The sequence below is a fragment of the Limnohabitans sp. Jir72 genome, from assembly GCF_003063575.1.
GTDB lineage: Bacteria > Pseudomonadota > Gammaproteobacteria > Burkholderiales > Burkholderiaceae_C > Limnohabitans_A.
Window position 1 is genome coordinate 1 of sequence record NZ_NESC01000015.1, and the last position, 24189, is coordinate 24189.

Consider the following 24189-nt stretch of genomic DNA (forward strand, 5'->3'; position numbering starts at 1 on the left):
ATGGCGCTGCTTTCAAAAACTCCCAGAAAACAGGCTCCATTGGATATCTATTTGAGAGTTCTGCCCATCCGGATTCACCCCAGATCATCAGCATTCATGCGGGTTGTAGAGGTTTTGCAGGGACGACTATAAAGGCTCAATCAAAAGCAAAGAACACTCCAATAATGGCTTTGTAAATAAATATACATCTCGCGTTCAATGCACCGATGTGATGGTCAAGATGGATGGTTCGCATCAAGAGATATCTTTGTATGACGAAAAATTCAATGGATGCGTCGTCAGTTTTGGATACTCTGGCGGCAACACAAAGGAATCTGTTGCCATCCGTAAAGATGGGACGATAGCTTTTCCAGGCAGGATTGGTTGGCTCATTTTGGCACCGAAACTTGCCTCAAAACAGAACTGACCTGGAATCTATCGAGTCTCAGGTACTCTTAGACGACCTGCTAGCCAGTTAAAGGTTGCTTGATATCTCGCAATGAAAATACCCCAAAAGTTGAACTGAAATCCATCTTTTGGGGTTCGATTTGATCAGCAGATTTTTGGCTTGAAGGCTTCTTCGATCAGGCGAAGTTGGCTTCAGCGAACGACCAGTTCACCAGGTTGTTCAGGAAAGTTTCCACGAACTTAGGACGCATGTTGCGGTAGTCGATGTAGTAAGCGTGTTCCCACACGTCCACGGTCAGCAGCGCTTTGTCGCCCGTAGTCAGAGGGGTGCCAGCGGCACCCATGTTGACGATGTCGACCGAGCCGTCGGCTTTCTTGACCAGCCATGTCCAGCCGGAGCCGAAGTTGCCCACGGCGCTCTTGACGAAGGCTTCCTTGAATGCGGCGTAGCTGCCGAATTTGGCGTTGATGGCTGTGGCCAATGCGCCTGTGGGCTCACCACCGCCCTGGGGCTTCATGCAGCTCCAGAAGAAGGTGTGGTTCCAGATCTGGGCAGAGTTGTTGTAGATGCCGCCGCTGGACTTCTTGACGATCTCTTCGAGGCTCATGCTCTCGAATTCGGTGCCTTTTTGCAGGTTGTTCAGGTTCACGACGTAAGCGTTGTGGTGCTTGCCGTGGTGGAACTCCAAGGTTTCCTGGCTGTAGTGAGGGGCCAAAGCGTCGATCGCGTAAGGCAGTGCGGGCAAGGTGTGTTCCATGATGGGGTCCTCTTGTTGTTGCGGTTGGAAAAAGTGGGTCTGTGCATTTTAGGGGAGTGCAATGCCCCTCACCGTTCGAGGGGTCACCGATGTGCAAGTTATGCGTTTGGGCTGGGCGGGGCCGGGGCTCCTCATACTGGGGTACCAGAAATCGTCACCCCGGCCCCGCCCAGCCCAAACGCTGCGGTGACTCAATCTTTCACCATCAAAGGCACAACGCCGTCGGACAAGGTGGCCTGAACTGTTTGCCTCGGCTGGAATTGCTTGGTCTGGGTCAGGGCCTGGCCGTTTTCATCGCTGAGCCAAGCGTAGCCACGGTCAAGCACGCGGTGCGGGTCCACAGACGATAGGCGCCAAGCGGCGCGCTCCAAGCGTTGTGCGCGTTGCTGAAGCTGCTGGAGCCGGTTGAAACCCACGCGGTCATGAAGCCGATCCAACCTGTGCGCACCCTCGGTCAACTGGTTTTGCGCACCCGATTGCAGGCGGCTCGACAAACGGTCAAGCCGCTGGCTGTGCTGGCCCAGCAGCGCTTGCGGGCGGCTCAGCCGGGCGGCAACTGCTGCCAGACGCTGGCTTTGCCGGTCTTGCTGGCGAGCCAAGCCAAGCCCCAGGCGAGTGGCCACACTGTCCAGGCGCTGGGCGTGCCGGTCTTGCTGGCGCAGCAAGCCCCGGGTGAGCCGGTTTTCGAGGTCAGAGAGGACTTGCAGCGCCACGCCCCGATCGGTCGCGGCCATTTCGGCGGCGGCGGTGGGGGTGGGGGCGCGCACATCGGCCACAAAGTCGGCCATGGTGAAGTCGGTTTCATGGCCGACACCGCAGACCACAGGGACCGGGCTTTGGGCGATCACGCGGGCCAGGTTTTCGTCATTGAATGACCACAGGTCCTCCATCGAGCCGCCGCCGCGCACAAGCAAGATCACATCCACCGGCGGTGCCAAGGGGTTGTCTTCGGCGGTCAGGGCGTACATGTTCTGCAAGGCCTGCACCAAAGTGGCGGCAGCCCCGGCACCTTGCACCAGGGCTGGCGCCATCAGGACCGGGATGTGCGGCACCCGGCGCTGCAAGGCGGTCATCACGTCGTGCCAAGCGGCAGCACCCAGGGACGTGACCACACCAATGGCCCGCGGTTGATCGGGCAAGGCCCGTTTGTGGATCGCATCGAACAGGCCTTCAGCTTCCAGCTTGGCTTTGAGGCGCAAGAACTGCTCGAACAAAGCGCCCTGCCCGGCGCGTTCCATGGATTCGACCACCAATTGCAAGTCGCCCCGGGCTTCGTACACGCCCAGACGCCCACGCACTTCGACCAGCTCGCCATCGCGTGGCGAAAAATTCATCAAGCTGGCCGCACGGCGGAACATGGCACAGCGGATCTGACCTGTGTCGTCCTTGATCGAGAAATAACAATGCCCGCTGGCTGCGCGCGAGAAGCCCGAAATCTCGCCGCGGACCGCGACAGGATTGAACTGCGCATCCAGACTGTCAGCAACGGCGCGGCACAGCGCGGACACTGTCCACGCACGCGGCTTCAAATCGTCAAAAACATCAACCACCATGGATTCCATCACGCTTTCAAGACCATTTTGCACGCCAAATCTCATGAACCCTGAATGAAGTACTCCACAAGGAGAGGACTCGATGTCCAAAGTCATTTTCAATTTTCCCAGAAATACTAATGAACATGCAAATTATTGATTTAATTGAATTTTTTCTCATGCAACAGAAAAAATCTGAAGGTCCTCAAGAAAACTCAAGTACTCAAGCGGGCCCGTTACCGAAAGTTCTTCACAAAGTTATCCACAGAAAAACGTCCCTTTCCATGCATGCACACAAAACACCGCGTACGGGAGCCGCCTTCGTCCATAATCTCAAACGTTTGCGACCGTTATTCACCTGGAAGGAATTGTTTTGTTGTCCATCATACAAGCCGCAGGTTGGCCCATTTGGCCACTGATTCTGTGCTCCATCCTGGCCGTCACACTGATCTTAGAGCGCCTGTTTCAGTTGAAATCCAACAAAATCATGCCGCCGAAAGTTGCCGAACAAGCCATGGATGCGATCAAACACGGTTTTGCAAACGAAGAGACCTTGGTCAAATTGGAAAACATGGGACTTTCAGGACCGATCTTTGCCAGCGGTCTGCGCTGTCTGCAAAAAAATCCACAAGCCAGTGACGAAGATGTGAAATCCAGCATGGAAATGTCAGGCCGAATTGCCGCCCACCACCTAGAGCGTTATTTGCCCGCTTTGGCCACCATTGCATCGGTAGCACCTTTACTGGGCCTGTTGGGCACCGTGATGGGCATGATCGAGATTTTCAATGCCAGCAATCCCTCGGCCAGCAACCCTGCACAGTTGGCGCACGGCATCTCTGTGGCGCTGTACAACACCGCCTTTGGCTTGATCGTGGCCATTCCCAGCTTGATGTTCTGGCGCTATTTCCGCGGCATTGCCGACCGGCATCTGTTGGCGCTGGAGGTCTCGGCCGAGCGCTTTGCGCGCCATGTGGCCCAACTTCGCAGCTGAGTGAGTCGCCTGTGAATTTCAAGAAAAACCGGACCACCCCGGAGCCCGAAATCAACCTGATCCCCTTCATCGACGTGCTGTTGGTGGTGGTGATCTTCCTGATGTTGACCACCAGCTGGTCGCGCCTGACCGAGATCAACCTGACCTTGCCCGCAGCAGACGCCCAAAAGCTCACTGAACGGCCGAAACAAATCGTCCTGAGCGTGACGGCCCAGGGACAATACGCCATCAACAAGTCGCCCGTGGGCGGCAGCTCGGTGGCGGCCTTGACGGCGTTGTTGACCCCGATGGCCGCCAAAGACATCACCTTGGTGATCAGCGCTGACGCCATGGCCAGCCACCAATCGGTGGTCAATGCCATGGAAGCGGCACGCCGAAGCGGTCTGTCGCAGATCACCTTTGCCACCCAATCCTCGGAGTCTTCGGGCTCCTGACACACTGTGACCTTGTCCCACTGGCTTCACCAGCGCCTGCCTGAGGTCTGGATGGGCCGTGGGCCAGCGGCTTGGGCCTTGCGGCCAGTCGCCAGCCTTTACGGTGCTGTGTTGGCCATGCGGCGGCTGAGCTACCGCTTGGGCGCATCCCGAACAGAACGCCTGCCCGCATTGGTCATCGTGGTGGGCAATGTGGTGGCCGGGGGGGCTGGCAAAACACCCATGACGATGGCCTTGGTCAAACACCTGATGGCCCAGGGCCTGCGCGTGGGCGTGGTCTCGCGCGGACACGGCCGCCAGACGACCGACACCCGCGCTGTTCATACCGACAGCGCCCCCCAAGATGTGGGAGACGAGCCCTTGCTGATCCGGCAAAGCACAGGCGCTCCCGTTTGGGTGGGCGCAGTGCGGGCTGAAGCAGGCCGTCAATTGTTGCAGGCTCACCCCGAGGTGCAGGTGATTGTTTGTGACGACGGCCTGCAACACCTGGCATTGGCGCGCGACGTCGAAATTTGCGTCATGGACGAACGCGGCGTGGGCAATGGTTGGCTCTTGCCTGCCGGCCCCTTGCGTGAGGCCTGGCCGCGCCAGGTCGATCTGCTGGTGCACACCGGGCGATCGCCTGTAACAGGCGGCTTTCAGGCGCCGCGCCAACTGGCCGACCATGCCCTGACCCGCGAAGGCCAGCAGGTTCCACTGTCGACCCTCAAAAGCCAGCCCATCGACGCGGTGGCCGGTCTGGCCAGGCCCGAAGCCTTTTTCGAGATGATCAGGCAAAAGGGGCTGCAACTGGACAAAACCTTGGCCCTGCCCGACCACCACGACTACCGCCAGTGGCATGCCATCGGCTCGGGTCACCCTTTGCTGTGCACCGAAAAAGACGCGGCCAAGCTGTGGGTCCACGAACCCATGGCACTGGCGGTGCCATTGCAGATGACGCCTGAAGCCGCTTTCTGGCCGGCGCTGGACGCACTGGTGCAAAAACGCCTGCGCACCTGAGCCCGGCGCTTCGTCTCAACCGGGGGCCGTTATCATCGGAACCATGGATACCAAACTGCTTGAACTGCTGGTCTGCCCGGTCACCAAGGGCCCCTTGAACTTTGACCGTGAGCGTCAGGAACTGCTGTCTCGCAGCGCCCGCTTGGCCTACCCCGTGCGCAACGGCATTCCGATCCTGCTGGAAAACGAAGCCCGCACCCTGAGCGATGAAGAAATCGCCAAGCTGGCTGCAGAACGTCCTCCTCTTTAAGCCCACACCATGACAACAGCCTCTGCACCAACGGGGTTCACCGTGGTGATTCCGGCACGCATGGCTTCGAGCCGCCTGCCCAACAAACCGCTGGCCGACATCGCCGGCCTGCCCATGGTGGTGCGCGTGGCCCAACGCGCACTGCTGTCCCATGCCAGCCAAGTGGTGGTGGCAGCCGATGACGAACGCATCGTGCAGGCCTGCCAGGCCCACGGCATCCGCGCCTTGCTGACCCGCCAGGACCATGTCAGCGGCAGCGACCGCCTGGCCGAAGCCTGCCAATTGCTGGGCCTGCCCGATGACGCGGTGGTGGTGAACGTTCAAGGCGACGAACCTTTGATCCATCCGGGCCTCATCAACGACGTGGCCGCTTTGCTGGCCCAACGCCCCGAAGCCAGCATGAGCACAGCCGCCCATGCGATTGCCCATCTGGAGGAGTTCACCAACCCCAATGTGGTCAAGGTGGTGCTCGACGCCCGGCAAATGGCCCTGTATTTCAGCCGCGCGCCCATCCCCTGGTGGCGTGATGGGCAAGCAGACGGCGGCTTCAAAAGCCTGCCCAGCCCTGCGCCGCTGCGCCATGTCGGCATTTACGGCTACCGGGCTGGCTTTTTGCGCTTGTTCCCCCAGCTGCCGCCTGCGCCCATCGAGAAGATGGAGTCACTGGAGCAGCTGCGCGCCATGTGGCACGGGCACCCGATCGCGGTGCACATCACCCCCGAAGCCCCAGGCCCGGGTGTGGACACCCCCGAAGATCTGGCCCGCGTTCGAGCTCTGCTGACGGCGTAAGCCAGCTTTGAGACTCGCGTGATATTCTCAAGAACAACCGTCAGGTCCACCTGACCGCAACGATTCCAAGCTATAAGGACTTCCCATGAGACTGATTCTGTTGGGCGCACCCGGCGCCGGCAAAGGCACGCAAGCCACCTTCATTTGCCAGAAATACAACATCCCTCAAATCTCCACCGGCGACATGCTGCGCGCAGCCGTCAAGGCGGGCACCCCTCTGGGCCTGCAAGCCAAGGCCGTCATGGAGTCCGGCGGACTGGTCAGCGACGACCTGATCATCAACCTGGTCAAGGAACGCATCGCCCAGGCCGACTGCGCCAACGGCTTCCTGTTTGATGGCTTCCCCCGCACCATCCCCCAGGCCGACGCCATGAAGGCGGCGGGCGTCAAGCTCGACTACGTGCTCGAAATCGATGTGCCTTTTGACGCCATCATCGAACGCATGAGCGGCCGCCGCTCGCACCCTGCATCGGGCCGCACCTACCACGTCAAATTCAACCCACCCAAAGTCGAAGGCGTGGACGACGTGACTGGCGAGCCCTTGGTGCAACGCGCCGACGACCAGGAAGAAACCGTCAAGAAGCGTCTGGATGTGTACAGCGCCCAGACCCGCCCGCTGGTGGACTACTACTCAGGCTGGGCCAAGACCGATGCAGCAGCAGCCCCCAAATACCGCGCCATCAGCGGCACCGGCAGCGTGGAAGACATCACCGCACGTGCTTTCACAGCGCTGGCAGGCTGATTTTCAGCACTGCGCTGAGTCAAAAAAGCCCGGTTCTACCGGGCTTTTTCAATGGGGCCAGCAGACTTCAGACCTCGGACTCTGCGAGCAGCTCCAGCATCAAACTGATGCGGGCTTTCAAAGGGCTCAAGCCATCCATATCGGGCCATGGGCTGCTGTTGCCCACCATTGGCCCTTCTTGGCAGCGCGTGCTGCGCCGCACGTGAACGCCACGCCGCTGCGCATCCAGCAAAGCCGCTTGGACTTCATGGTGCACCGTGCCATTGCCTGAAGCGGCCACCACCAAACCCGCCACACCCGCCTGCACCAAAGCATCGACCGGGCGGCGACTTGCGCCAGCATGGCTCAAGACCACCTCGACCACAGGCCACTGGTTCACCGCCGTGCGGGTGACCTGCTCGGCCAGGGTACCCGTGCTCACCGGGGCCGCTTGAGGCGCTGACAACCATCGCACCTGATCCGCTTGAATCCACCCCAGCGGCCCGGCATCGCCCGAACTGAAGGCGTCGAGCCGGTAGGGGTGAACCTTTTGCACATGACGGGCATTGTGAATCACCCCCGCACACACCACGGACACGCCTGCGGCCAAAGGCTGGGCACTGACCACCAAAGCATCATGCAAGTTCTGCGGGCCATCGGCCTCGTTCGAGCTGGCCGGTCTCATGGCGCACACCATCACCACCGGTTTGCTCGGCTGCAAGACCGCTTGCAAAAACCAGGCGGTCTCCTCGATGGTGTCGGTCCCGTGGGTGATCACCAAGGCATCCACATCCGCCTGCGCCAACCAATGCGCGCAACGGCGGGCCAACAACTGCCAAGTGGCGTGGTCCATGTCCTTGCTGTCGAGCTGTGCCACTTGCTCCACCACCAACTGGCGGCCAGCAAGTGCCGCATCCAGCCCGGGCAATGCCGCCGTCAGTTGCGCCACCCCCACTTGCGCTGCGGTGTAGGCCACCTGTTCTGAAGCGTTGGCTGCGGTGCCAGCAATGGTGCCGCCTGTGCCCAAAACCACCACTTTCTGAATTTTTTTGACAAAAACCACTTGCACAGCCTCAAAAACTGGTTAAAAATACAGTCACTGGATGAAAAAACAGTTTCATCTGACTTCTCAAGGAAGACGACATGACCGACAGCCCCAAACTCACCGCCCGGCAGCAGGAAATTCTGGAACTCATCCAGAACACCATCGCCAACACCGGCGCGCCACCCACGCGTGCAGAAATTGCCAATGTGCTGGGCTTCAAGTCGGCCAATGCAGCAGAAGAGCACCTCAAGGCCCTGGCCCGCAAAGGTGCCATCGAATTGGTCAGCGGTACCTCACGCGGCATTCGCCTCAAAGGCGGCTCACGCAGCAGTCTGCGTTCACCTTCCGATCTGTTCAGCCTCACCCTGCCCGGTCTGGGCCAGCTGAGTTTGCCACTGGTGGGTCGCGTGGCAGCGGGCTCGCCCATTCTCGCCCAAGAGCATGTGGACCGGACCTACCAGGTCGAGAGCACCTTGTTCAGCGAACAACCCGACTACCTGCTGCGTGTGCGCGGCATGTCCATGCGCGATGCGGGCATCATGGACGGCGACTTGCTGGCGGTCAAATCCACCAAAGACGTGCGCAACGGCCAGATCGTGGTCGCCCGCCTGGGTGATGAAGTCACCGTCAAGCGCTTGCGCAAAACAGCACAAGGCATCGAGCTGCTGCCCGAAAACCCCGACTACAAAACCATCGTGGTCAACCCCGAGGAGCCTTTCGACATCGAAGGCCTGGCCGTGGGTTTGATCCGCAACACCTTGCTGATGTAAGGACCACTTTTTTCATGCCCATTGCATCAGGTGGCGGGCGCTGAAGGTTTGAACCAACAGCCCTGATGCAATCGGCTTTTTCAGCAATCCTGCCTGTGTCCAACCTCCATGCTTTTGAAAGGTTTCACATGGGAATCGCTCTTCTTGCTCTTTCAAGTCTGTTTCAAGGACTGACCTCGTTCAACCGTGCAGCCCCCGCACCCCGCCCTCGTCCCGCTGGGCGTGTCCATCCAGTCTGGACGGTGCGCCGCCCCAGTTGCCACACCATGGCGTCTTCGCTCATGGCCAAGAAAACCACCAAGATGACCCCGGCACTGCGTGTGTTGCGCGTGGCCGAAAGTGGCCCACGATCGGATTGCGCTGGCCGCATGGTGATTTCTGGCCGCATGGCGGATGTTTGCGCCGAGCTGGACCGTCTGGTCGCCCTCGAAGCCGCCCAAGCCCGTCACTGATGCACCTCTGACTGGCCTTGCATCGCGGCGCAGTCACGGCCGAAAGGACTGCGCCTGCGCTAAAGATCGCGCGATATGCTCATTTCTGAAGTCCACCATGGCTTTGGCTCAAGGCACAATGGAGGGATGAACATTGTGATCCTCGACGACTACCAGGATGCAGTCCGAAAACTGGGCTGTGCAGCGAAACTCGAACAATTCCCCGCCAAGGTTTACACCAACACGGTCAAAGGCATTGGCCAACTCTCGATACGTCTGAAAGACGCTGATGTGATCGTGCTCAACCGCGATCGCACTGAAATCAACCGGGCCTTGGTCGAGAAGCTGCCCAAGCTCAAACTGATCGCCCAAACAGGCAAGGTGGGCAACCACATCGATCTAGCGGCTTGCACAGAACGCGGTGTGGCCGTGGCCGAAGGCGTGGGTTCGCCCGTCGCACCGGCAGAGTTGACATGGGCCTTGATCATGGCGGCCTCTCGCCGTTTGCCCCAATACATCAGCAACCTCAAGCATGGTGCCTGGCAGCAATCAGGGCTCAAATCCAGCGCCATGCCTGCCAACTTCGGCTTGGGCACCGTGCTCAGGGGCAAAACCCTGGGCATCTGGGGTTACGGCAAGATCGGTCAGCTGGTTGCAGGCTATGGCAAAGCCTTTGGGATGACGGTCAAGATCTGGGGCAGCGATGAGTCGCGTGTGCGCGCTGCGCGTGACGGTTATGAAACCGCCACCAGTCGCGAAGCCTTTTTTGAAGAGTCGGACGTGCTGACGGTCCATCTGCGCTTGAACGACACCACCACAGGCATCGTCACCTCAGACGATTTGGGACGCATGAAACCCACCGCCCTGTTTGTGAACACCTCACGGGCAGAGTTGATCGAGACCAATGCATTGATCAGCGCCTTGAACCGTGGGCGGCCGGGCTTGGCGGCTGTGGATGTGTTCGAGTCCGAGCCCATCTTGCAAGGCTCCGCCTTGTTGCGCCTGGAAAACTGCATTTGCACACCCCACATCGGTTACGTTGAAAAAGACAGCTACGAGTTGTATTTCGGCGCGGCCTTTGACAATGTGGTGAACTTCATCAGAGGCACACCGACCAACATCGTCAACCCCGGTGCCCTGCAAGTGCGGCGCTGAATCTTGAACTCGGCAACAACCCTGCGCCAGAGACTGCCACAAGTCCTTTGGCCCATGATGTTTGGCAACGTCGTGATCGGCACCGGCGTCATGATGGCTGCGGGCACGCTCAACGACATCGTCGCATCCTTGTCGGTCTCGGTGGCCACGGCGGGTCAATTGATCTCCAGCAGTGCCTTGCTGGTTTGTTTTGGTGCGCCCTTGCTGGCTGCGCTTGTCGCAGGCTGGGACCGCCGCAAGCTCTTGGTGGCCAGCCTGCTGTGGTACAGCCTTTGGCATTTTTTGGCCGCTTTCGCACCAGGTTTTTACAGCCTGCTGGGCTTTCGCGCCATGGCCATGGTGGCTGCAGCCATCTTCACACCGCAAGCCGCATCGTGCATCGGCTTGCTGGTCAAGGAACATCAGCGCGGGCAAGCCATGACCTTTGTGTTTTTAGGCTGGTCTGTGGCTTCTGTGTTGGGCATGCCGCTGGGCTCATGGATTGGTGGCCACTTCGGTTGGCGTTGGTCCATGGGCTTGATTGCCCTTTTGTCGCTGATCGGTGCCCATTGGCTCTGGCGCCAAATGCCAAGCAAGGTCTTGCCTCCTGCACTGTCTGCCGCGGCTTGGCAGCAGACCTTGACCTCTCGCACCATCTGGGTCACCTTGAGTGTGACCATGATGCTGGCCGCAGGTCAATTTGTGTTGTTCAGCTACCTCGCCCCCTACGTGAAATACCGATTTGGTGTCAGTCCCGCACAATTTAGCCTGATGTTGCTGGCCTATGGCAGCATGGGTTTTGTCGGTAATGCCCTCTTGTCCCGATTTATTGACCGCATCGGACCGTCCCGGTGCATTCTGATTTCACTGTCATCCATGTGCCTGAGCGTGCTGATCGCCGGCGAGGTCACCCACGCGACAGGCATGGCGCTGGCCTTGGGTTTTTGGGGGCTGGGTGGTTTTTCATCCAACTCAGCACAACAGGCGCGACTGGCCTCGCAAGCCCCTTGGCTGGCGTCGGCCTCCATTTCCCTGAACACTTCGGCCATGTACGCCGGACAGGCGATCGGAGCCACGGTGGGTGGCTGGACGATTGTCCATCAGGGCATGAGCGCGCTGCCCCAACGCGGGCTCATCGGTTTGCTGCTGGCCATTGGCCTGAGCCTGCTGGCCACCCGCTACGCCCGGCTTCACCCATTGCGTTCGCCTGAAAAGGCCTGAATCTGAGGCCATAATGGCCTCTTCAAAGGCTTGTTACCTCGCCGTTACAGCACGGACTGTCCTTTGACTGTTTGAGACCCCCTGTTATTTGCAAGCATCCACTATGACTCTCGCATTTTCCAAAGTCGCCATCATTGGCGCCGGCGCCATGGGCCGGGGCATTGCCCAAATCGCCGCACAAGCGGGCAGCCAAGTCTGGCTGTACGACACACAAGCCGAAGCCATTCAAAAAGCCCGTGATGCGGTGTTCCAGCAATGGGACAAGTTGCAGGAAAAAGGCCGCCTGAGCGCAGAGGCTGTGGCTGGCCACAAAAGCCGCCTGCTGGGTGCCACCAGCCTGCAAGACCTGGCCGAATGCGAACTGGTGGTCGAAGCCATCGTTGAAAAGCTCGACATCAAGAAAAGCCTGTTCACCGAACTGGAAAAAGTGCTGGCCCCCACGGCCGTGCTGGTGACCAACACCTCTTCCTTATCGGTGACTGCCATTGCCGCCGCCTTGCAACGCCCGGCGCAGTTTGCGGGCTATCACTTTTTCAACCCCGTGCCACTCATGAAAGTGGTCGAGGTGATTGCCGGCCTCAAAACCGACCCCGCCGTCTGCCAGCGCCTGTCTGACTTTGCACGCCAGATGGGCCACACCCCGGTGCAGGCACAAGACACGCCCGGCTTCATCGTCAACCACGCTGGTCGCGGTTATGGCACCGAAGCCTTGCGCATCGTGAGCGAGGGCGTGGCCGATTTCGCGACGATTGACCGCATCTTGCGCGACCAGGTCGGCTTCAAACTGGGCCCCTTCGAGCTGTTTGATTTGACAGCGCTGGACGTTTCGCACCATGTGATCGAATCGATTTACCACCAGTATTACGAAGAACCGCGCTACCGGCCCAATGTCATCACCGCCCAGCGCTTGGCTGGCGGCGTGGTTGGCAAAAAGGTGGGCGAAGGCTTTTACAAATATGTGGACGGCGCCGCGCAAGTGCCCGCCGAACCACCCGTGCCCGTGGTCGAGAGCATCCCGCCCGTGTGGGTCTCGCCCCGCGCCGCCCGCCGCATGGAGCTGCTGCAACTGCTCAAAGACCTGGGCGCCAAAATCGAAACCGGCGCATCGCCCTCACCCGAGGCGCTGACCCTCGTGGCGCCACTGGGCTTTGACATCACCACCGTGGCCGTGGTCGAGCGGCTTGACCCAGCCCGCACCGTGGGCATCGACATGCTGTTTGAAGACAGCTCGACCAAGCGCCGCGTGCTGGCCACCAACCCTGCGACCCGCGCCGACATGCGTGACGCCGCCCATGCCCTGTTCGCACGCGATGGCAAAGCCGTCTCGGTGATCCGCGACAGCGGTGGCTTTGTCACGCAACGCGTGGTGGCCACCATTGTCAACATCGCATCCGACATTTGCCAGCAGCGCATCTGCAGCCCGCAAGACCTGGAAACAGCGGTCACGCTGGGCTTGGCTTACCCCATGGGCCCCTTGGCCATGGGCAACCGCCTGGGCCCGGACAGCCTGCTTGAAGTGCTGTTCAACCTGCAAACGGTCTATGGCGATCCACGTTATCGCCCCAGCCCCTGGTTGCGCCGCCGGGGTGCGATTGGACTGTCGCTGATGCACACGGAAGATTGATCCGATGACCGCTCAACTGCTCAGCACCAGCGAAGGCCAGACCCTGGTCCTGACCCTCAGCAACCCGGAGTTTCGCAACGCACTCGGGCCCGAGATGTACGCCGCAGGTGTGGAAGCCCTGAGCGTCGCCGAGTCCAACCCGGACGTGCGCAGCGTGGTCATCACCGGCGCGAACGGCATCTTCAGCGCAGGCGGCAATTTGCAGCGTTTGCAAAACAACCGCCAGCTGCCGCCCGAGCACCAAGCGCAAAGCATCGAAGGCCTGCACAACTGGATCGAAGCGATCCGTACCTTCCCCAAGCCCGTGATCGCGGCCGTCGAAGGTCCTGCGGCCGGTGCCGGTTTCTCACTGGCATTGGCCTGCGACATGATCGTGGCCGCCCGCAACAGCGTGTTCGTCATGGCCTACAGCTCCATTGCCTTGTCGCCCGATGGCGGCGGCAGCTGGAGCCTGTCACGCGCGGTGCCGCGCCAACTGGCCACCGAACTGCTCATGTGCGGTGAGCGCATTGGTGCCGAACGCCTGCAACAAATGGGCGTGGTCAACCGGCTCAGTGATGCAGGCCAGGCACTGGACACCGCGCTGCAACTGGCAGCCCAACTCAATGCCCGAGCACCCAATGCATTGACCAGCATCAAGGAATTGTTGGCCGATGCCGACAGCAGCACACTCACAGCCCAACTGGGCCGTGAACGCGACCACTTCGTCAAGAACCTGCACCACAACAACGCCGGCATCGGCATTGCTGCGTTCTTGAACAAGCAAACGCCGCAATACGAATAAGCCGCCCGGTCCCCCAGGCGACAAAAAACCATTTACCAGTCACTGAAAAGACAGCCCATGGACGAACCCATTCTGACAATGGAAGAAAGAGAAGCGATCAACAACGGTCGCTGGTTTTCAACCCTTTCACCATCGCTTCGGCACGACATACTTCGATGCGCTTACGTCAAACGATTCAAGGACGGCGACATGCTCGCTGCACGGGGGGATCCTCCCGAGCAGTGGATCGCCTGCGCCAAGGGTGCGGTGCGCGTGAGCTCGACCTCGGTCTCGGGCAAGCAGATCACCTTGACCTATGTGGAGCCAGGCATCTGGTTTGGCGATGTGTCGATCTTCGACGGGGATCGCCGCACGCACGACTGCTACGCGCACGGCGAGACCACCACCTTGAATGTGGCCAAGGCCGACTTCAAGAAAATCCTGTCGCAGCACGTCGAGTTTTCCGAGGCCATGCTGCGCTTGCAATCGCGTCGCATTCGTCAGTTGTACGGTTTGGTGGAAGACCTCAACACACTGCCCTTGCGTGCGCGCTTGGCCAAACAGCTCAACCACTTGCTGCGCAGCTACGGCACGCCCAGCTTGTCGGACGCCAAGGCGATTCGCATCAGTTTGCAACTGGCGCAGGAGGAGCTGGCACAACTGCTGGGCGCATCGCGTCAGCGGGTCAACCAGGAACTCAAGCAAATGGAACGCGAGCACATCATCCGCATCGAGCCGGGTGGTCTGGTCGTGTTGGACCGCGAGGGTCTGTTGGCCATCGTGAACGCGGATCACTGAGCCGCCATTTTTATCAATCACCGCTGACATCAGCGGACACAGGTGCCCCATGAGTGCTTTTGATCATTTCGTGGGGACCCGGCCTGTCACGGGCTCCCACGCCTTCGACATCTCTGCCCTTGAAGCTTGGCTCAGTGCCAAGCTCGAGGGCTTTGCTGGCCCTTTGAGCGTGGAAATGTTCAAGGGCGGCCAGTCCAACCCCACCTACAAACTCATCACGCCCACGCGCCAGTACGTGATGCGCGCCAAGCCCGGCCCCGTGGCCAAGCTGCTGCCTTCGGCACACGCCATCGAGCGCGAATTTGCGGTCATGAAAGGCCTTCACGGCACTGGCGTGCCGGTGGCCGAAATGCACGTGCTGTGCGACGACGAGTCGGTCATCGGCCGCGCGTTCTATGTCATGGAGTTCGTGCAAGGCCGCGTCATTTGGGATCAATCTTTGCCAGGCATGACGCCTGCCCAGCGCGGTGACATTTACGACGAGATGAACCGCGTGATGGCCGCCCTGCACAAGGTCGACTTCGCCAAGCAAGGCCTGGCCAGTTACGGCAAACCCGGCAACTACATCGAACGCCAGATTGGCCGCTGGAGCAAACAGTACGTGGCCTCCGTCACCCAGCCCATCCCCGAGATGGACCAGCTGATGGCATGGCTGCCCAAGAACATCCCCGACAGCGCAAAAAGCGAAACCCTGGTCAGCATCGTGCACGGCGACTACCGCTTGGACAACCTGATGTTCCACGCCACCGAGCCTCGCGTGCTGGCGGTGCTGGACTGGGAATTGTCCACACTGGGCCACCCACTGGCTGACTTCAGCTACCACTGCATGGCCTGGCACATCACCCCAGGAACATTCCGTGGCATTGGCGGCCTGGACTTCGCCGCCTTGGGCATCCCGTCCGAGGCCGAGTACATCCGCCGCTATTGCGAGCGCACAGGGTTCACCACCCCCGAAGCGCTGGCCAAGGATTGGAACTTCTACCTGGCCTACAACATGTTCCGCATCGCGGCCATCTTGCAAGGCATTGCCAAACGCGTCGAAGACGGCACTGCCTCCAGCGACCAGGCCAAGACTTCCGGCGCAGGTGCCAAACCCATGGCCGAGCTGGCCTGGCAATTCGCCTGCAAATTCTGATTTTTACCCCTGACCCACAAGGAGACACCCCATGGATTTTGAATACACCCCCAAGGTCAAGGAGATGCAAGCGCGCTTGCTGGCCTTCATGGACGAGCACATCTACCCGAACGAGCAGCGCTTTTTCGACGAAATTGCCGAAAACCGAGCCAAAGGCAACGCCTGGATTCCAACCAAGATCGTTGAAGAACTCAAGCCCTTGGCCCGCAAGGCCGGCCTGTGGAACCTGTTCCTGCCCAAGTCGCCACGCGCACCCCAAGGCCTGTCGAACCTCGAATACGCCCCCCTGTGCGAAATCATGGGCCGTGTGCCTTTTGCTGCCGAAATCTTCAACTGCTCGGCACCCGACACGGGCAACATGGAAACGCTGGAGCGCTACGCCAGCGAAGAACTCAAAGACGAATGGCTGGAGCCTTTGCTGCGCGGCGAGATCCGCTCGGCCTTCCTGATGACCGAGCCCGATGTGGCGTCATCCGACGCGACCAACATCGAATGCGAAATCCGCCGCGATGGCGACGAGTACGTCATCAACGGTCGCAAGTGGTGGTCGTCCGGTGCGGGTGACCCACGCTGCGCGGTGTACATCGTCATGGGCAAGACCAACCCCGATGCGGGTCGCCACGAGCAGCAGTCCATGATCGTGGTGCCTGCGAACAGCCCCGGCGTCACCGTGGTACGCGCCCTGTCGGTGTTCGGCTACGACGACGCCCCACACGGCCACATGGAGGTGCTGCTGAAAAACGTGCGCGTGCCCGCCAGCAACTTGCTGTTGGGCGAGGGCCGTGGTTTTGAAATCGCCCAAGGTCGCCTTGGCCCTGGCCGCATTCACCACTGCATGCGCACCATTGGCTGCGCTGAACGTGCACTTGAACTCATGTGCAAACGCCTCAACAGCCGTGTGGCCTTTGGCCGCGAAGTGGCCCGCCAGACGGTGTGGCAAGAGCGCATTGCCGAGTCGCGCTGCATGATCGAGCAAGCCCGCTTGCTCACACTCAAAGCGGCCTCGATGATGGACACCGTGGGCAACAAGGTCGCCAAGGCCGAGATCGCCATGATCAAAATCGTGGCCCCGCAAATGGCTTGCCAAATCATCGACTGGGCCATCCAGGCCCACGGCGGTGGCGGTGTGTCGCAAGACTTCCCGCTGGCCTATGCCTACGCCCACCAGCGCACGCTGCGCTTGGCCGACGGCCCAGATGAGGTGCACCGCAACTCGCTGGCCAAGCTGGAGCTGGCCAAGCAATTGGCCATGCCGGGTGAAGTGGACATGCCCATCACACGCGGCAGCTGATCACACCAGCCCCCTGCAAGACGGCCTGCTCCACCCCGGTGTGGCAGGCCTTTTTTTGCGATGATGTGTACTTCTTGTCTTGAAGGATTTGCCGATGATTGATCTTTACACTTGGCCCACACCCAACGGCCACAAAATCCACATCATGCTGGAGGAGTGCAAACTGCCCTACCGCGTGCATGCCGTCAACATCGGCACGGGCGACCAGTTCCAACCCGAATTCCTCAAAATCAGCCCCAACAACAAGATCCCCGCCTTGGTGGACTCGGACGGCCCGGACGGCAAGCCGATCTCGATCTTCGAGTCGGGTGCGATGCTGATTTACCTGGCGGCCAAAACTGGCAAGTTCATGCCCAAGAGCGACCGCGCCAAATACGAGGTGCTGCAGTGGCTGATGTTCCAGATGGGCGGCGTGGGTCCCATGCTGGGCCAGGCGCACCACTTTCGCATCTATGCGCCCGAAAAAATCGAGTACGGCATCAACCGCTACACCAACGAGGCCAAGCGCCTGTATGGCGTGATGGACAAGCAGCTGCAAAGCCAGCCTTGGATCGCAGGCAAAACCTATTCCATTGCCGACATGGCGATCTTTCCGTGGCTGCGCAGCTGGCAAAACCAAGGCATCGACTGGGCCGATTACCCGCACCTCAAAGCTTGGTTTGACCGCATCGCCGAACGCCCTGCGGTTCAAAAAGCCGTGCAGGTTCTGGCCGACGCACGCAAGCCCTTGCTGGACGACAAGGCCAAACAGGCCCTGTTTGGTGCCGCGCAGTACAAAAAACGCTGAAGATTTTTGATGCCAGCCCAACAATGGGCCATTTGCTGGTTAGAATAACGGCAGTCGGAGCGTAGCGCAGCCTGGTAGCGCATCTGCTTTGGGAGCAGAGGGTCGCGAGTTCGAATCCCGCCGCTCCGACCATTCCTTAAGACCCGCGAGGGCACTTAGCATCAAAGGCCCGTCAGGGCCTTTTTTGTTTTTGCAACTGTCCGTAGCTCAGTTGGATAGAGCAACAGCCTTCTAAGCTGTGGGTCACAGGTTCGATTCCTGTCGGACAGGCCAAACTCCCCTTTTCCCTTTCTCGGCGTGCGTGGCGACACCGCTTTTCGCTTCGATTTTCAAGTCAGCAACACTTGTCACGGGTTTATCCCGATGCCTTTCTGACATTCAATCCGCAGAATTACTTCAAGCCTAAAATATTTAAGCTTGATTGATAAGGAATCGGCATGAAAATCGTGTGCATCGGCGGCGGTCCCTCAGGTTTGTACTTTGCGTTGCTGATGAAAAAGCTCGGCCCCCACCACGACATCACGGTGGTAGAGCGCAACAAGCCCTACGACACCTTTGGCTGGGGCGTGGTGTTTTCTGACCAAACGCTGGAAAACATGCGCCAGTGGGACAGCCATACCGCTGCCGAGGTGGAGCAGGCCTTCAACCACTGGGACGACATCGAGCTGCATTTCAAGGACGAAGTGATCCGCTCGGGTGGCCACGGCTTCGTGGGCATTGGCCGCAAGAAGCTGCTCAACATCCTGCAAGTGCGTTGTGAAGAGCTGGGCGTGAAGCTGCTGTTCGAGCAAGACGTGCAGTCCGATCTCGACTTCCCCGACGCCGACCTGATCATCGCCAGCGACGGCATCAACTCGCGTGTGCGCAGCCGTTTGCCCGAGGTCTTCCAACCCGACATCGTCACGCGCCCCAACCGCTACATCTGGCTGGGCACCAACCGCCAGTACGACGCTTTCACCTTTTTGTTTGAAAAGACCGAGCACGGTTGGTTTCAGGCGCACGTCTATAAATTCGACAACCAGACTTCCACCTTCATCGTCGAGTGCCCCGAACACGTTTGGCTGGCGCACGGCCTGGACAAAGCCGACCCCGACGCGTCCATCGCTTTCTGCGAAAAGCTCTTTGCCAAGAACCTGCAAGGCGAGAAGTTGATGACCAATGCCCGCCACCTGCGTGGCTCGGCGTGGCTCAACTTCCAGCGCGTCAAGTGCGCCAACTGGTCAAGCTTCAACGGCAACAGCCATGTCGTGCTGATGGGCGACGCGGTGCACACCGCGCACTTTGCCATTGGCTCGGGCACCAAGCTCGCGCTGGAAGACGCCATTGAGTTGGTGCGCCAGTTCAAGGCGCTGGGCGACACCGCCGACCGCATTCCGGAAGTGTTGAAACATTACCAAGCCGTGCGCGAGATCGACGTGATCCGTTTGCAAAACGCCGCCTGGAATGCGATGGAATGGTTCGAGGTGTGCGGCGAGCGCTACTGTGACCAGCTCGAACCTGAGCAGTTCATGTACTCCATGCTCACCCGCAGCCAGCGCATCAGCCACGAGAATTTGCGTTTGCGCGACAAAGCCTGGCTGGAAGGCTACGAGGCCTGGTTTGCGGGCCGCACAGCCAAGCCGGGCATTCGCCCGCCCATGTTCACCCCATATACCCAGCGCTCGGTCACGCTCAAGAACCGCGTGGTGGTCTCGCCCATGGCTCAATACATGGCCGTGGACGGCAGCGTGGGCGACGACCACCTGGTGCACCTGGGCGCACGCGCCATGGGCGGCGCCGGGCTGGTGATGGTCGAGATGACCGCGCCCAGCATGGATGGCCGCATCACGCACGGCTGCCCGGGATTGTGGAATGAGCAGCAGACCGCCGACTTTGCAAGAATAGTGGACTGGGTGCATGCCAAGTCTGACGCGAAGATTGGCCTGCAGATCGGTCACGCCGGACCCAAAGGCTCGACCTGCCGCCCTTGGCAAGGCGCGGGCATGGACCAGCCTGTGCCCGCTGACGATGCGGAAGGCAACTGGCCATTGCTGGCAGCCTCGGCGCAACCCTATTTGCTCCATGGCGATGTGCCCCGTGCCATGACGCGCGCCGACATGGACCGCGTCACGGCCGACTTTGTGGCCAGCACGCAGCGCGCAGCCCAAGCAGGTTTTGACTGGCTGGAGTTGCACTGCGCCCACGGCTACTTGCTGTCGAGCTTCATCAGCCCGCTCACCAACCAACGCACAGACGAATACGGCGGCTCGCTCGAAAACCGCCTGCGTTACCCGCTCGAAGTGTTCGCCGCCGTACGCGCTGCGTGGCCCAAGGACCTGCCCATGTCGGTGCGCATCTCGGCGCACGACTGGGTCGAAGGCGGCATCACACCCACCGACGCGGTCGAGATCGCCCGTGCCTTCAAGGCCGCAGGGGCCGACATGATCGACTGCTCATCGGGTCAGGTCAGTGCGCAGCAAAGGCCCACTTACGGCCGCATGTACCAAACCCCCTTTGCCGACCGCATCCGCCAAGAAGCGGGCATCGCCACCATCGCGGTCGGTGCCATCAGTGAAGCTGACCACGTCAACAGCATCTTGGCCGCTGGCCGCGCTGACCTGTGCGCCGTGGCCCGCCCGCACTTGGCCAACCCGGCTTGGACCTTGACCGAAGCCGCACGTATCGGCTTCAAAGACATCGCTTGGCCGCGTGCTTACGTTTCGGGCAAGCCCCAGCTCGAAGCAGGATTTGCCCGCGAACGTGCCCAGCAGGCTGCGACAAAGGGGGATTGAGATGTTGAATTCACGTGGGGGGGCTTCAACTTCCTTGCAATTTGAATTTGTGGGAGCGACGCCCTCGTCGCGAATGGGCGTCCATCGCGGCGAGGGCGCCGCTCCTACAGGGGGCAAAGCATGCTGAGCAACCGCCACGCCCTCATCACAGGCGCGGGTGCAGGCATTGGTGCGGCCATCGCGTTGCAGCTCGCGCAAGCGGGTTGCCGCTTGACCCTGTGTGGCCGCTCGCAAGACAAGCTGCAGGCGCAAGCCGAGGCGCTGCGTGCGCAAGTGCCCGACGTGGCGGTGCTGATTGCGCCCATGGACGTGACTGACGAACACGCCGTGCAAGCGGCGGTGCAGCAAGCGCAGGCCCGCTTTGGCCCGGTGAACATTCTGGTCAATAACGCGGGCCAGGCGCACAGTGCGCCCTTTGCCAAGACCGATGCCGAGCTGTGGCAGCAGATGCTGAACGTCAACCTCACAGGAACCTACCACTGCATCCAGGCCGTGCTGCCCGGCATGCTCGAAGCGGCCAAAGCAGGCACGCCCGGGCGAATCATCAACATCGCCAGCACAGCAGGCCTCAAAGGTTATGCCTATGTGAGCGCCTATGTGGCCGCCAAGCACGGCGTGGTGGGCCTGACCAAAGCGTTGGCCCTCGAATTGGCCCGCAAGGGCGTGACGGTGAACGCGATTTGCCCCGGTTACACCGAGACCGACATCGTGCGCGAAGCGGTGCAAAACATCGTGGCCAAAACCGGCAAGAGCCAGGCCGAAGCGCGCCAAGCGCTGGCCGCCAGCAACCCGCAGCAGCGCCTGGTGCAGCCGCTCGAAGTGGCGCAAAGCGTGCTGTGGCTGTGCGCTGCGGGCAGCGACGCGATCAACGGTCAATCGATTGCCATCGATGGTGGGGAGTTGGTGTCATGAGCGCACGACAAGACACTGACATGGAAGTGCGCGCGCACGCTGACCATCACGCTTCACTGCGCCTGTGGTTGCGCCTGCTCTCGGCCACCACCCGCATCGAAGACACGATCCGCCAGCGGCTGCGCGAGCAGTTCGACATCACGCTGCCACGCTTTGACCTGATGGCGCAGCTCGAGCGCGAGCCGCAAGGTTTGTCAATGAGCGAGCTGTCGCGCCGCATGATGGTCACGGGTGGCAACGTTACCAGCATCGTCGACCAGCTCGAAAAAGAACAACTGGTGCAGCGGCAAATGCAGGCCAGCGATCGCCGCTCCTACACCGTCAGCCTGACCGAGGCCGGGCGCAGCGCATTTGCGGCCATGGCCCTGGCGCACGAGGGCTGGGTGGTCGAGTTGTTAGGCCCTTTGGCCGAAAGCGAACAATCACAACTGCATCAATTGCTGGGCACCTTGAAGACCGGCACCCCCACACAATCGAAGGAGACAAAATGAGCCAACGCTACCTGCCCGGCCAGCCGCACCAGCTGCCCCGCCACAACCAGCCCATGGCGAGTTACCAGCCCGAGCATTTTTTGCTGTCCGTCAAAGACGGTGTGGCCACGGTGAGCCTGAACCGCCCTGAGCGCAAGAACCCGCTGTCGTTCGATTCGTATGCCGAGCTGCGTGACTTTTTCCGCGCCTTGCCCTATGCACCTGACATCCACGCCGTGGTCATCACGGGCGAGGGCGGCAACTTCTGCTCGGGTGGCGATGTGCACGAAATCATCGGCCCGCTCACCCAACTCGACATGCCCGGCCTCTTGGCCTTCACCCGCATGACGGGCGACTTGGTCAAGGCCATGCGCGCTTGCCCACAACCCATCATCGCAGCGATCGACGGTGTGTGCGCGGGCGCAGGCGCAATCCTGGCCATGGCCTCAGACCTGCGCTACGGCACCGAGCGCAGCAAGACTTTTTTTCTGTTCAACAAGGTCGGCTTGGCTGGTTGCGACATGGGCGCGTGCGCGCTCTTGCCGCGCATCATCGGCCAAGGGCGTGCGAGCGAACTGCTGTTCACCGGGCGTGGCCTGGGCGCGCTGGAGGCCGAGCGCTGGGGTTTTTACAACCGCGTGTGCGAGGCAGGCACCGTGTTGGCCGATGCGCAAGCCATCGCCGCCCAGCTGGTGGCAGGCCCCACTTTTGCCAACGGCATCACCAAAAAAATGCTGCAACAAGAATGGAACATGGGCGTGGACGAAGCCATCGAAGCCGAAGCCCAGGCCCAAGCCATCTGCATGGCCACCAACGACTTCCACCGGGCGTACCACGCCTTTGTGGCCAAGCAAACACCTGTTTTTGAAGGGGACTGAGTCATGTCAAATCACACAGCCAATCACCCGCCAGAACTCGACTGGCCCTTCTTTGACGACAGCCACCGCGACTTCAAAGTGCGCTTGGACACTTGGTGCCAAGAGCACCTGGCCCACGCACACCACGACGAAAGCCGCGATGCGGTGGATGCCGAATGCATCCGCCTGGTGCGCCTGCTGGGCGCAGGCGGCTGGCTCAAGCATGCAGTGTCAGGCACGGCCTATGGCGCAGCGTCAGACGTGATCGACACCCGTCAGCTCTGTCTGCTGCGCGAGACGCTGGCTTTCCATAACGGCTTGTCTGACTTCGCGTTTGCCATGCAGGGCTTGGGCACAGGCGCCATCAGCCTCATGGGCACAGCCGATCAAAAGCAGCGCTACCTGGCGCGTGTGGCCTCAGGTCAGGCCTTGAGCGCCTTTGCCTTGAGCGAACCCGATGCAGGCTCGGACGTGGCCGCCATGCAGTGCAGCGCCACGGCCACGGCAGACGGCTATGTGCTCAACGGCCGCAAGACCTGGATCAGCAACGGCGGCATCGCCGACTTTTATGTGGTGTTCGCCCGCACAGGCGAAGCGCCTGGCGCACGCGGCATCACGGCTTTCATTGCCGATGCGGATACGCCAGGTCTGTCGATTGAAGAACGCATCGATGTGGTGGCCCCTCACCCGTTGGCCACGCTCAAGTTTGACAACTGCAAAGTCGCTGCCAACCAGCGCATTGGCGAAGCGGGACAAGGCTTCAAGGTCGCCATGGCCACACTCGATGTGTTCCGAACCTCGGTGGCGGCGGCCGCTTTGGGTTTTGGGCGGCGTGCGCTGCACGAGTCCATCAGCTGGGCGCGTTCACGCAAGATGTTTGGGCAAAGCTTGGGCGACTTTCAAATCACCCAGACCAAGATCGCCCAGATGGCCACAATGCTGGACGCGGCCACGCTCTTGACATATCGCGCTGCGTGGCTGCGCGACCAAGGCGGTCGCATCACCCGCGAAGCGGCCATGGCAAAGATGACCGCCACCGAAAACGCCCAGCAGATCATCGACATGGCGGTGCAGATGCACGGCGGCATGGGCGTCAAAAAAGGCGTGATGGTCGAGTCGTTGTACCGCGAGATCCGAGCGCTGCGCATTTACGAAGGCGCCACCGAAGTGCAGCAGCTGATCATCGGCAAAGACTTGCTGAAAGGTTGAATGCAGGTGCCCATGCTTCTGTAGGAGCCCACCCCGTGGGCGATGGACGTGGCACACGCCTTGAAAAAAATCATCGCCCACGGGGTGGGCTCCTACAAAACAACCAAGGG

General features: G+C 60.6%; 25 protein-coding genes and 2 tRNA genes. 23 read left to right on the plus strand and 4 right to left on the minus strand.

What is annotated here, in order from left to right; all coding sequences use genetic code 11:
* Positions 1–563: 563 nt before the first annotated feature.
* Positions 564–1145, minus strand: a complete 582-nt coding sequence (locus B9Z52_RS16205; RefSeq protein ID WP_108414892.1) for a superoxide dismutase — start codon at positions 1143–1145, stop codon at positions 564–566.
* A 191-nt stretch (positions 1146–1336) separates the two neighbouring features.
* Positions 1337–2707, minus strand: coding sequence for an exodeoxyribonuclease VII large subunit (xseA, locus tag B9Z52_RS16210; RefSeq protein WP_199222124.1), 1371 nt, complete (start codon positions 2705–2707; stop codon positions 1337–1339).
* A 343-nt stretch (positions 2708–3050) separates the two neighbouring features.
* On the opposite strand from xseA, the gene B9Z52_RS16215 reads away from it, so the two are divergent.
* From B9Z52_RS16215 to adk, 6 genes are all read left to right on the plus strand, one after another.
* Entirely contained in the window at positions 3051–3668 is a 618-nt protein-coding gene (locus B9Z52_RS16215) for a MotA/TolQ/ExbB proton channel family protein (RefSeq protein WP_108414893.1), read from the plus strand.
* 11 nt (positions 3669–3679) lie between these two features.
* Positions 3680–4102 carry a biopolymer transporter ExbD gene (locus B9Z52_RS16220; protein ID WP_108414894.1) on the plus strand — a complete coding sequence of 141 codons (423 nt, stop codon included), beginning with the start codon at positions 3680–3682 and terminating at the stop codon, positions 4100–4102.
* Between the two features lie 51 nt (positions 4103–4153).
* Positions 4154–5101, plus strand: a complete 948-nt coding sequence (gene lpxK, locus B9Z52_RS16225) for a tetraacyldisaccharide 4'-kinase (RefSeq protein ID WP_369907949.1) — start codon at positions 4154–4156, stop codon at positions 5099–5101.
* Positions 5102–5144: 43 nt separating this feature from the next.
* A complete protein-coding gene (locus B9Z52_RS16230; RefSeq protein ID WP_108414896.1) occupies positions 5145–5351 on the plus strand; it encodes a Trm112 family protein in 207 nt (68 codons plus the stop codon).
* Positions 5352–5360: 9 nt separating this feature from the next.
* Positions 5361–6140, plus strand: a complete 780-nt coding sequence (gene kdsB, locus B9Z52_RS16235) for a 3-deoxy-manno-octulosonate cytidylyltransferase (protein WP_108414897.1) — start codon at positions 5361–5363, stop codon at positions 6138–6140.
* A gap of 85 nt (positions 6141–6225) precedes the next feature.
* Positions 6226–6882: an adenylate kinase gene (adk, locus tag B9Z52_RS16240; RefSeq protein WP_108414898.1), complete on the plus strand. Its 657-nt coding sequence runs from the start codon at positions 6226–6228 to the stop codon at positions 6880–6882.
* A 67-nt stretch (positions 6883–6949) separates the two neighbouring features.
* Here the strand turns inward: adk and B9Z52_RS16245 are convergent, their stop codons facing one another.
* Positions 6950–7930, minus strand: a complete 981-nt coding sequence (locus B9Z52_RS16245; protein ID WP_108414899.1) for an asparaginase — start codon at positions 7928–7930, stop codon at positions 6950–6952.
* Positions 7931–8004: 74 nt separating this feature from the next.
* Between B9Z52_RS16245 and lexA the strand changes: the two genes are divergently transcribed.
* Positions 8005–8676: a transcriptional repressor LexA gene (lexA, locus tag B9Z52_RS16250; protein WP_108414900.1), complete on the plus strand. Its 672-nt coding sequence runs from the start codon at positions 8005–8007 to the stop codon at positions 8674–8676.
* Between the two features lie 12 nt (positions 8677–8688).
* Here the strand turns inward: lexA and B9Z52_RS18025 are convergent, their stop codons facing one another.
* Positions 8689–8832 carry a hypothetical protein gene (locus B9Z52_RS18025; RefSeq protein ID WP_199222125.1) on the minus strand — a complete coding sequence of 48 codons (144 nt, stop codon included), beginning with the start codon at positions 8830–8832 and terminating at the stop codon, positions 8689–8691.
* 110 nt (positions 8833–8942) lie between these two features.
* Between B9Z52_RS18025 and B9Z52_RS18170 the strand changes: the two genes are divergently transcribed.
* From B9Z52_RS18170 to B9Z52_RS16330, 16 genes are all read left to right on the plus strand, one after another.
* The gene (locus B9Z52_RS18170; protein ID WP_233251999.1) at positions 8943–9128 is read left to right on the plus strand and encodes a hypothetical protein; all 186 of its coding nucleotides are present in this window, start codon (positions 8943–8945) and stop codon (positions 9126–9128) included.
* A 126-nt stretch (positions 9129–9254) separates the two neighbouring features.
* Positions 9255–10262 (plus strand): D-2-hydroxyacid dehydrogenase family protein, encoded by a 1008-nt coding sequence (locus B9Z52_RS16260; protein WP_108414901.1) that lies wholly within the window; start codon positions 9255–9257, stop codon positions 10260–10262.
* A 54-nt stretch (positions 10263–10316) separates the two neighbouring features.
* Positions 10317–11462: an MFS transporter gene (locus tag B9Z52_RS16265; RefSeq protein WP_108414902.1), complete on the plus strand. Its 1146-nt coding sequence runs from the start codon at positions 10317–10319 to the stop codon at positions 11460–11462.
* A 103-nt stretch (positions 11463–11565) separates the two neighbouring features.
* On the plus strand, positions 11566–13086 hold the full coding sequence (locus B9Z52_RS16270; RefSeq protein ID WP_108414903.1) for a 3-hydroxyacyl-CoA dehydrogenase: 1521 nt from the start codon (positions 11566–11568) through the stop codon (positions 13084–13086).
* A 4-nt stretch (positions 13087–13090) separates the two neighbouring features.
* Positions 13091–13870 (plus strand): oxepin-CoA hydrolase, alternative type, encoded by a 780-nt coding sequence (locus B9Z52_RS16275; protein WP_108414904.1) that lies wholly within the window; start codon positions 13091–13093, stop codon positions 13868–13870.
* Positions 13871–13927: 57 nt separating this feature from the next.
* Positions 13928–14647, plus strand: coding sequence for a Crp/Fnr family transcriptional regulator (locus tag B9Z52_RS16280; RefSeq protein WP_108414905.1), 720 nt, complete (start codon positions 13928–13930; stop codon positions 14645–14647).
* Positions 14648–14696: 49 nt separating this feature from the next.
* Positions 14697–15782, plus strand: a complete 1086-nt coding sequence (locus B9Z52_RS16285) for a phosphotransferase (protein ID WP_108414906.1) — start codon at positions 14697–14699, stop codon at positions 15780–15782.
* Between the two features lie 31 nt (positions 15783–15813).
* Complete coding sequence (locus tag B9Z52_RS16290) at positions 15814–17073, plus strand: acyl-CoA dehydrogenase family protein (RefSeq protein WP_108414907.1); 1260 nt, start codon at positions 15814–15816, stop codon at positions 17071–17073.
* A gap of 94 nt (positions 17074–17167) precedes the next feature.
* Positions 17168–17860 carry a glutathione binding-like protein gene (locus B9Z52_RS16295; RefSeq protein WP_108414908.1) on the plus strand — a complete coding sequence of 231 codons (693 nt, stop codon included), beginning with the start codon at positions 17168–17170 and terminating at the stop codon, positions 17858–17860.
* A 55-nt stretch (positions 17861–17915) separates the two neighbouring features.
* Positions 17916–17992, plus strand: a tRNA-Pro gene (locus B9Z52_RS16300).
* A 64-nt stretch (positions 17993–18056) separates the two neighbouring features.
* Positions 18057–18133, plus strand: a tRNA-Arg gene (locus B9Z52_RS16305).
* A 164-nt stretch (positions 18134–18297) separates the two neighbouring features.
* Positions 18298–20631: a bifunctional salicylyl-CoA 5-hydroxylase/oxidoreductase gene (locus B9Z52_RS16310; protein ID WP_108414909.1), complete on the plus strand. Its 2334-nt coding sequence runs from the start codon at positions 18298–18300 to the stop codon at positions 20629–20631.
* 120 nt (positions 20632–20751) lie between these two features.
* Positions 20752–21543, plus strand: a complete 792-nt coding sequence (locus B9Z52_RS16315; RefSeq protein ID WP_108414910.1) for an SDR family NAD(P)-dependent oxidoreductase — start codon at positions 20752–20754, stop codon at positions 21541–21543.
* Complete coding sequence (locus B9Z52_RS16320; protein WP_108414911.1) at positions 21540–22034, plus strand: MarR family winged helix-turn-helix transcriptional regulator; 495 nt, start codon at positions 21540–21542, stop codon at positions 22032–22034. The genes B9Z52_RS16315 and B9Z52_RS16320 overlap by 4 nt, the downstream gene beginning before the upstream one ends.
* The gene (locus B9Z52_RS16325) at positions 22031–22891 is read left to right on the plus strand and encodes an enoyl-CoA hydratase family protein (RefSeq protein ID WP_108414912.1); all 861 of its coding nucleotides are present in this window, start codon (positions 22031–22033) and stop codon (positions 22889–22891) included. The genes B9Z52_RS16320 and B9Z52_RS16325 overlap by 4 nt, the downstream gene beginning before the upstream one ends.
* Before the next feature lie 3 nt (positions 22892–22894).
* The gene (locus B9Z52_RS16330) at positions 22895–24079 is read left to right on the plus strand and encodes an acyl-CoA dehydrogenase family protein (protein ID WP_108414913.1); all 1185 of its coding nucleotides are present in this window, start codon (positions 22895–22897) and stop codon (positions 24077–24079) included.
* Positions 24080–24189 lie beyond the last annotated feature (110 nt).

Excerpts from the sequence above, each read along its gene's own strand:
- B9Z52_RS16205 (WP_108414892.1), bottom strand. The coding sequence starts at position 1,145 with ATGGAACACACCTTGCCCGCACTGCCTTACGCGATCGACGCTTTGGCC.
- xseA (WP_199222124.1), bottom strand. The coding sequence starts at position 2,707 with ATGGAATCCATGGTGGTTGATGTTTTTGACGATTTGAAGCCGCGTGCG.
- lpxK (WP_369907949.1), top strand. The coding sequence starts at position 4,154 with ATGGGCCGTGGGCCAGCGGCTTGGGCCTTGCGGCCAGTCGCCAGCCTT.
- B9Z52_RS16230 (WP_108414896.1), top strand. The coding sequence starts at position 5,145 with ATGGATACCAAACTGCTTGAACTGCTGGTCTGCCCGGTCACCAAGGGC.
- kdsB (WP_108414897.1), top strand. The coding sequence starts at position 5,361 with ATGACAACAGCCTCTGCACCAACGGGGTTCACCGTGGTGATTCCGGCA.
- adk (WP_108414898.1), top strand. The coding sequence starts at position 6,226 with ATGAGACTGATTCTGTTGGGCGCACCCGGCGCCGGCAAAGGCACGCAA.
- lexA (WP_108414900.1), top strand. The coding sequence starts at position 8,005 with ATGACCGACAGCCCCAAACTCACCGCCCGGCAGCAGGAAATTCTGGAA.
- B9Z52_RS18170 (WP_233251999.1), top strand. The coding sequence starts at position 8,943 with ATGGCGTCTTCGCTCATGGCCAAGAAAACCACCAAGATGACCCCGGCA.
- B9Z52_RS16260 (WP_108414901.1), top strand. The coding sequence starts at position 9,255 with ATGAACATTGTGATCCTCGACGACTACCAGGATGCAGTCCGAAAACTG.
- B9Z52_RS16265 (WP_108414902.1), top strand. The coding sequence starts at position 10,317 with ATGATGTTTGGCAACGTCGTGATCGGCACCGGCGTCATGATGGCTGCG.
- B9Z52_RS16270 (WP_108414903.1), top strand. The coding sequence starts at position 11,566 with ATGACTCTCGCATTTTCCAAAGTCGCCATCATTGGCGCCGGCGCCATG.
- B9Z52_RS16275 (WP_108414904.1), top strand. The coding sequence starts at position 13,091 with ATGACCGCTCAACTGCTCAGCACCAGCGAAGGCCAGACCCTGGTCCTG.
- B9Z52_RS16280 (WP_108414905.1), top strand. The coding sequence starts at position 13,928 with ATGGACGAACCCATTCTGACAATGGAAGAAAGAGAAGCGATCAACAAC.
- B9Z52_RS16285 (WP_108414906.1), top strand. The coding sequence starts at position 14,697 with ATGAGTGCTTTTGATCATTTCGTGGGGACCCGGCCTGTCACGGGCTCC.
- B9Z52_RS16290 (WP_108414907.1), top strand. The coding sequence starts at position 15,814 with ATGGATTTTGAATACACCCCCAAGGTCAAGGAGATGCAAGCGCGCTTG.
- B9Z52_RS16295 (WP_108414908.1), top strand. The coding sequence starts at position 17,168 with ATGATTGATCTTTACACTTGGCCCACACCCAACGGCCACAAAATCCAC.
- B9Z52_RS16310 (WP_108414909.1), top strand. The coding sequence starts at position 18,298 with ATGAAAATCGTGTGCATCGGCGGCGGTCCCTCAGGTTTGTACTTTGCG.
- B9Z52_RS16315 (WP_108414910.1), top strand. The coding sequence starts at position 20,752 with ATGCTGAGCAACCGCCACGCCCTCATCACAGGCGCGGGTGCAGGCATT.
- B9Z52_RS16320 (WP_108414911.1), top strand. The coding sequence starts at position 21,540 with ATGAGCGCACGACAAGACACTGACATGGAAGTGCGCGCGCACGCTGAC.
- B9Z52_RS16325 (WP_108414912.1), top strand. The coding sequence starts at position 22,031 with ATGAGCCAACGCTACCTGCCCGGCCAGCCGCACCAGCTGCCCCGCCAC.
- B9Z52_RS16330 (WP_108414913.1), top strand. The coding sequence starts at position 22,895 with ATGTCAAATCACACAGCCAATCACCCGCCAGAACTCGACTGGCCCTTC.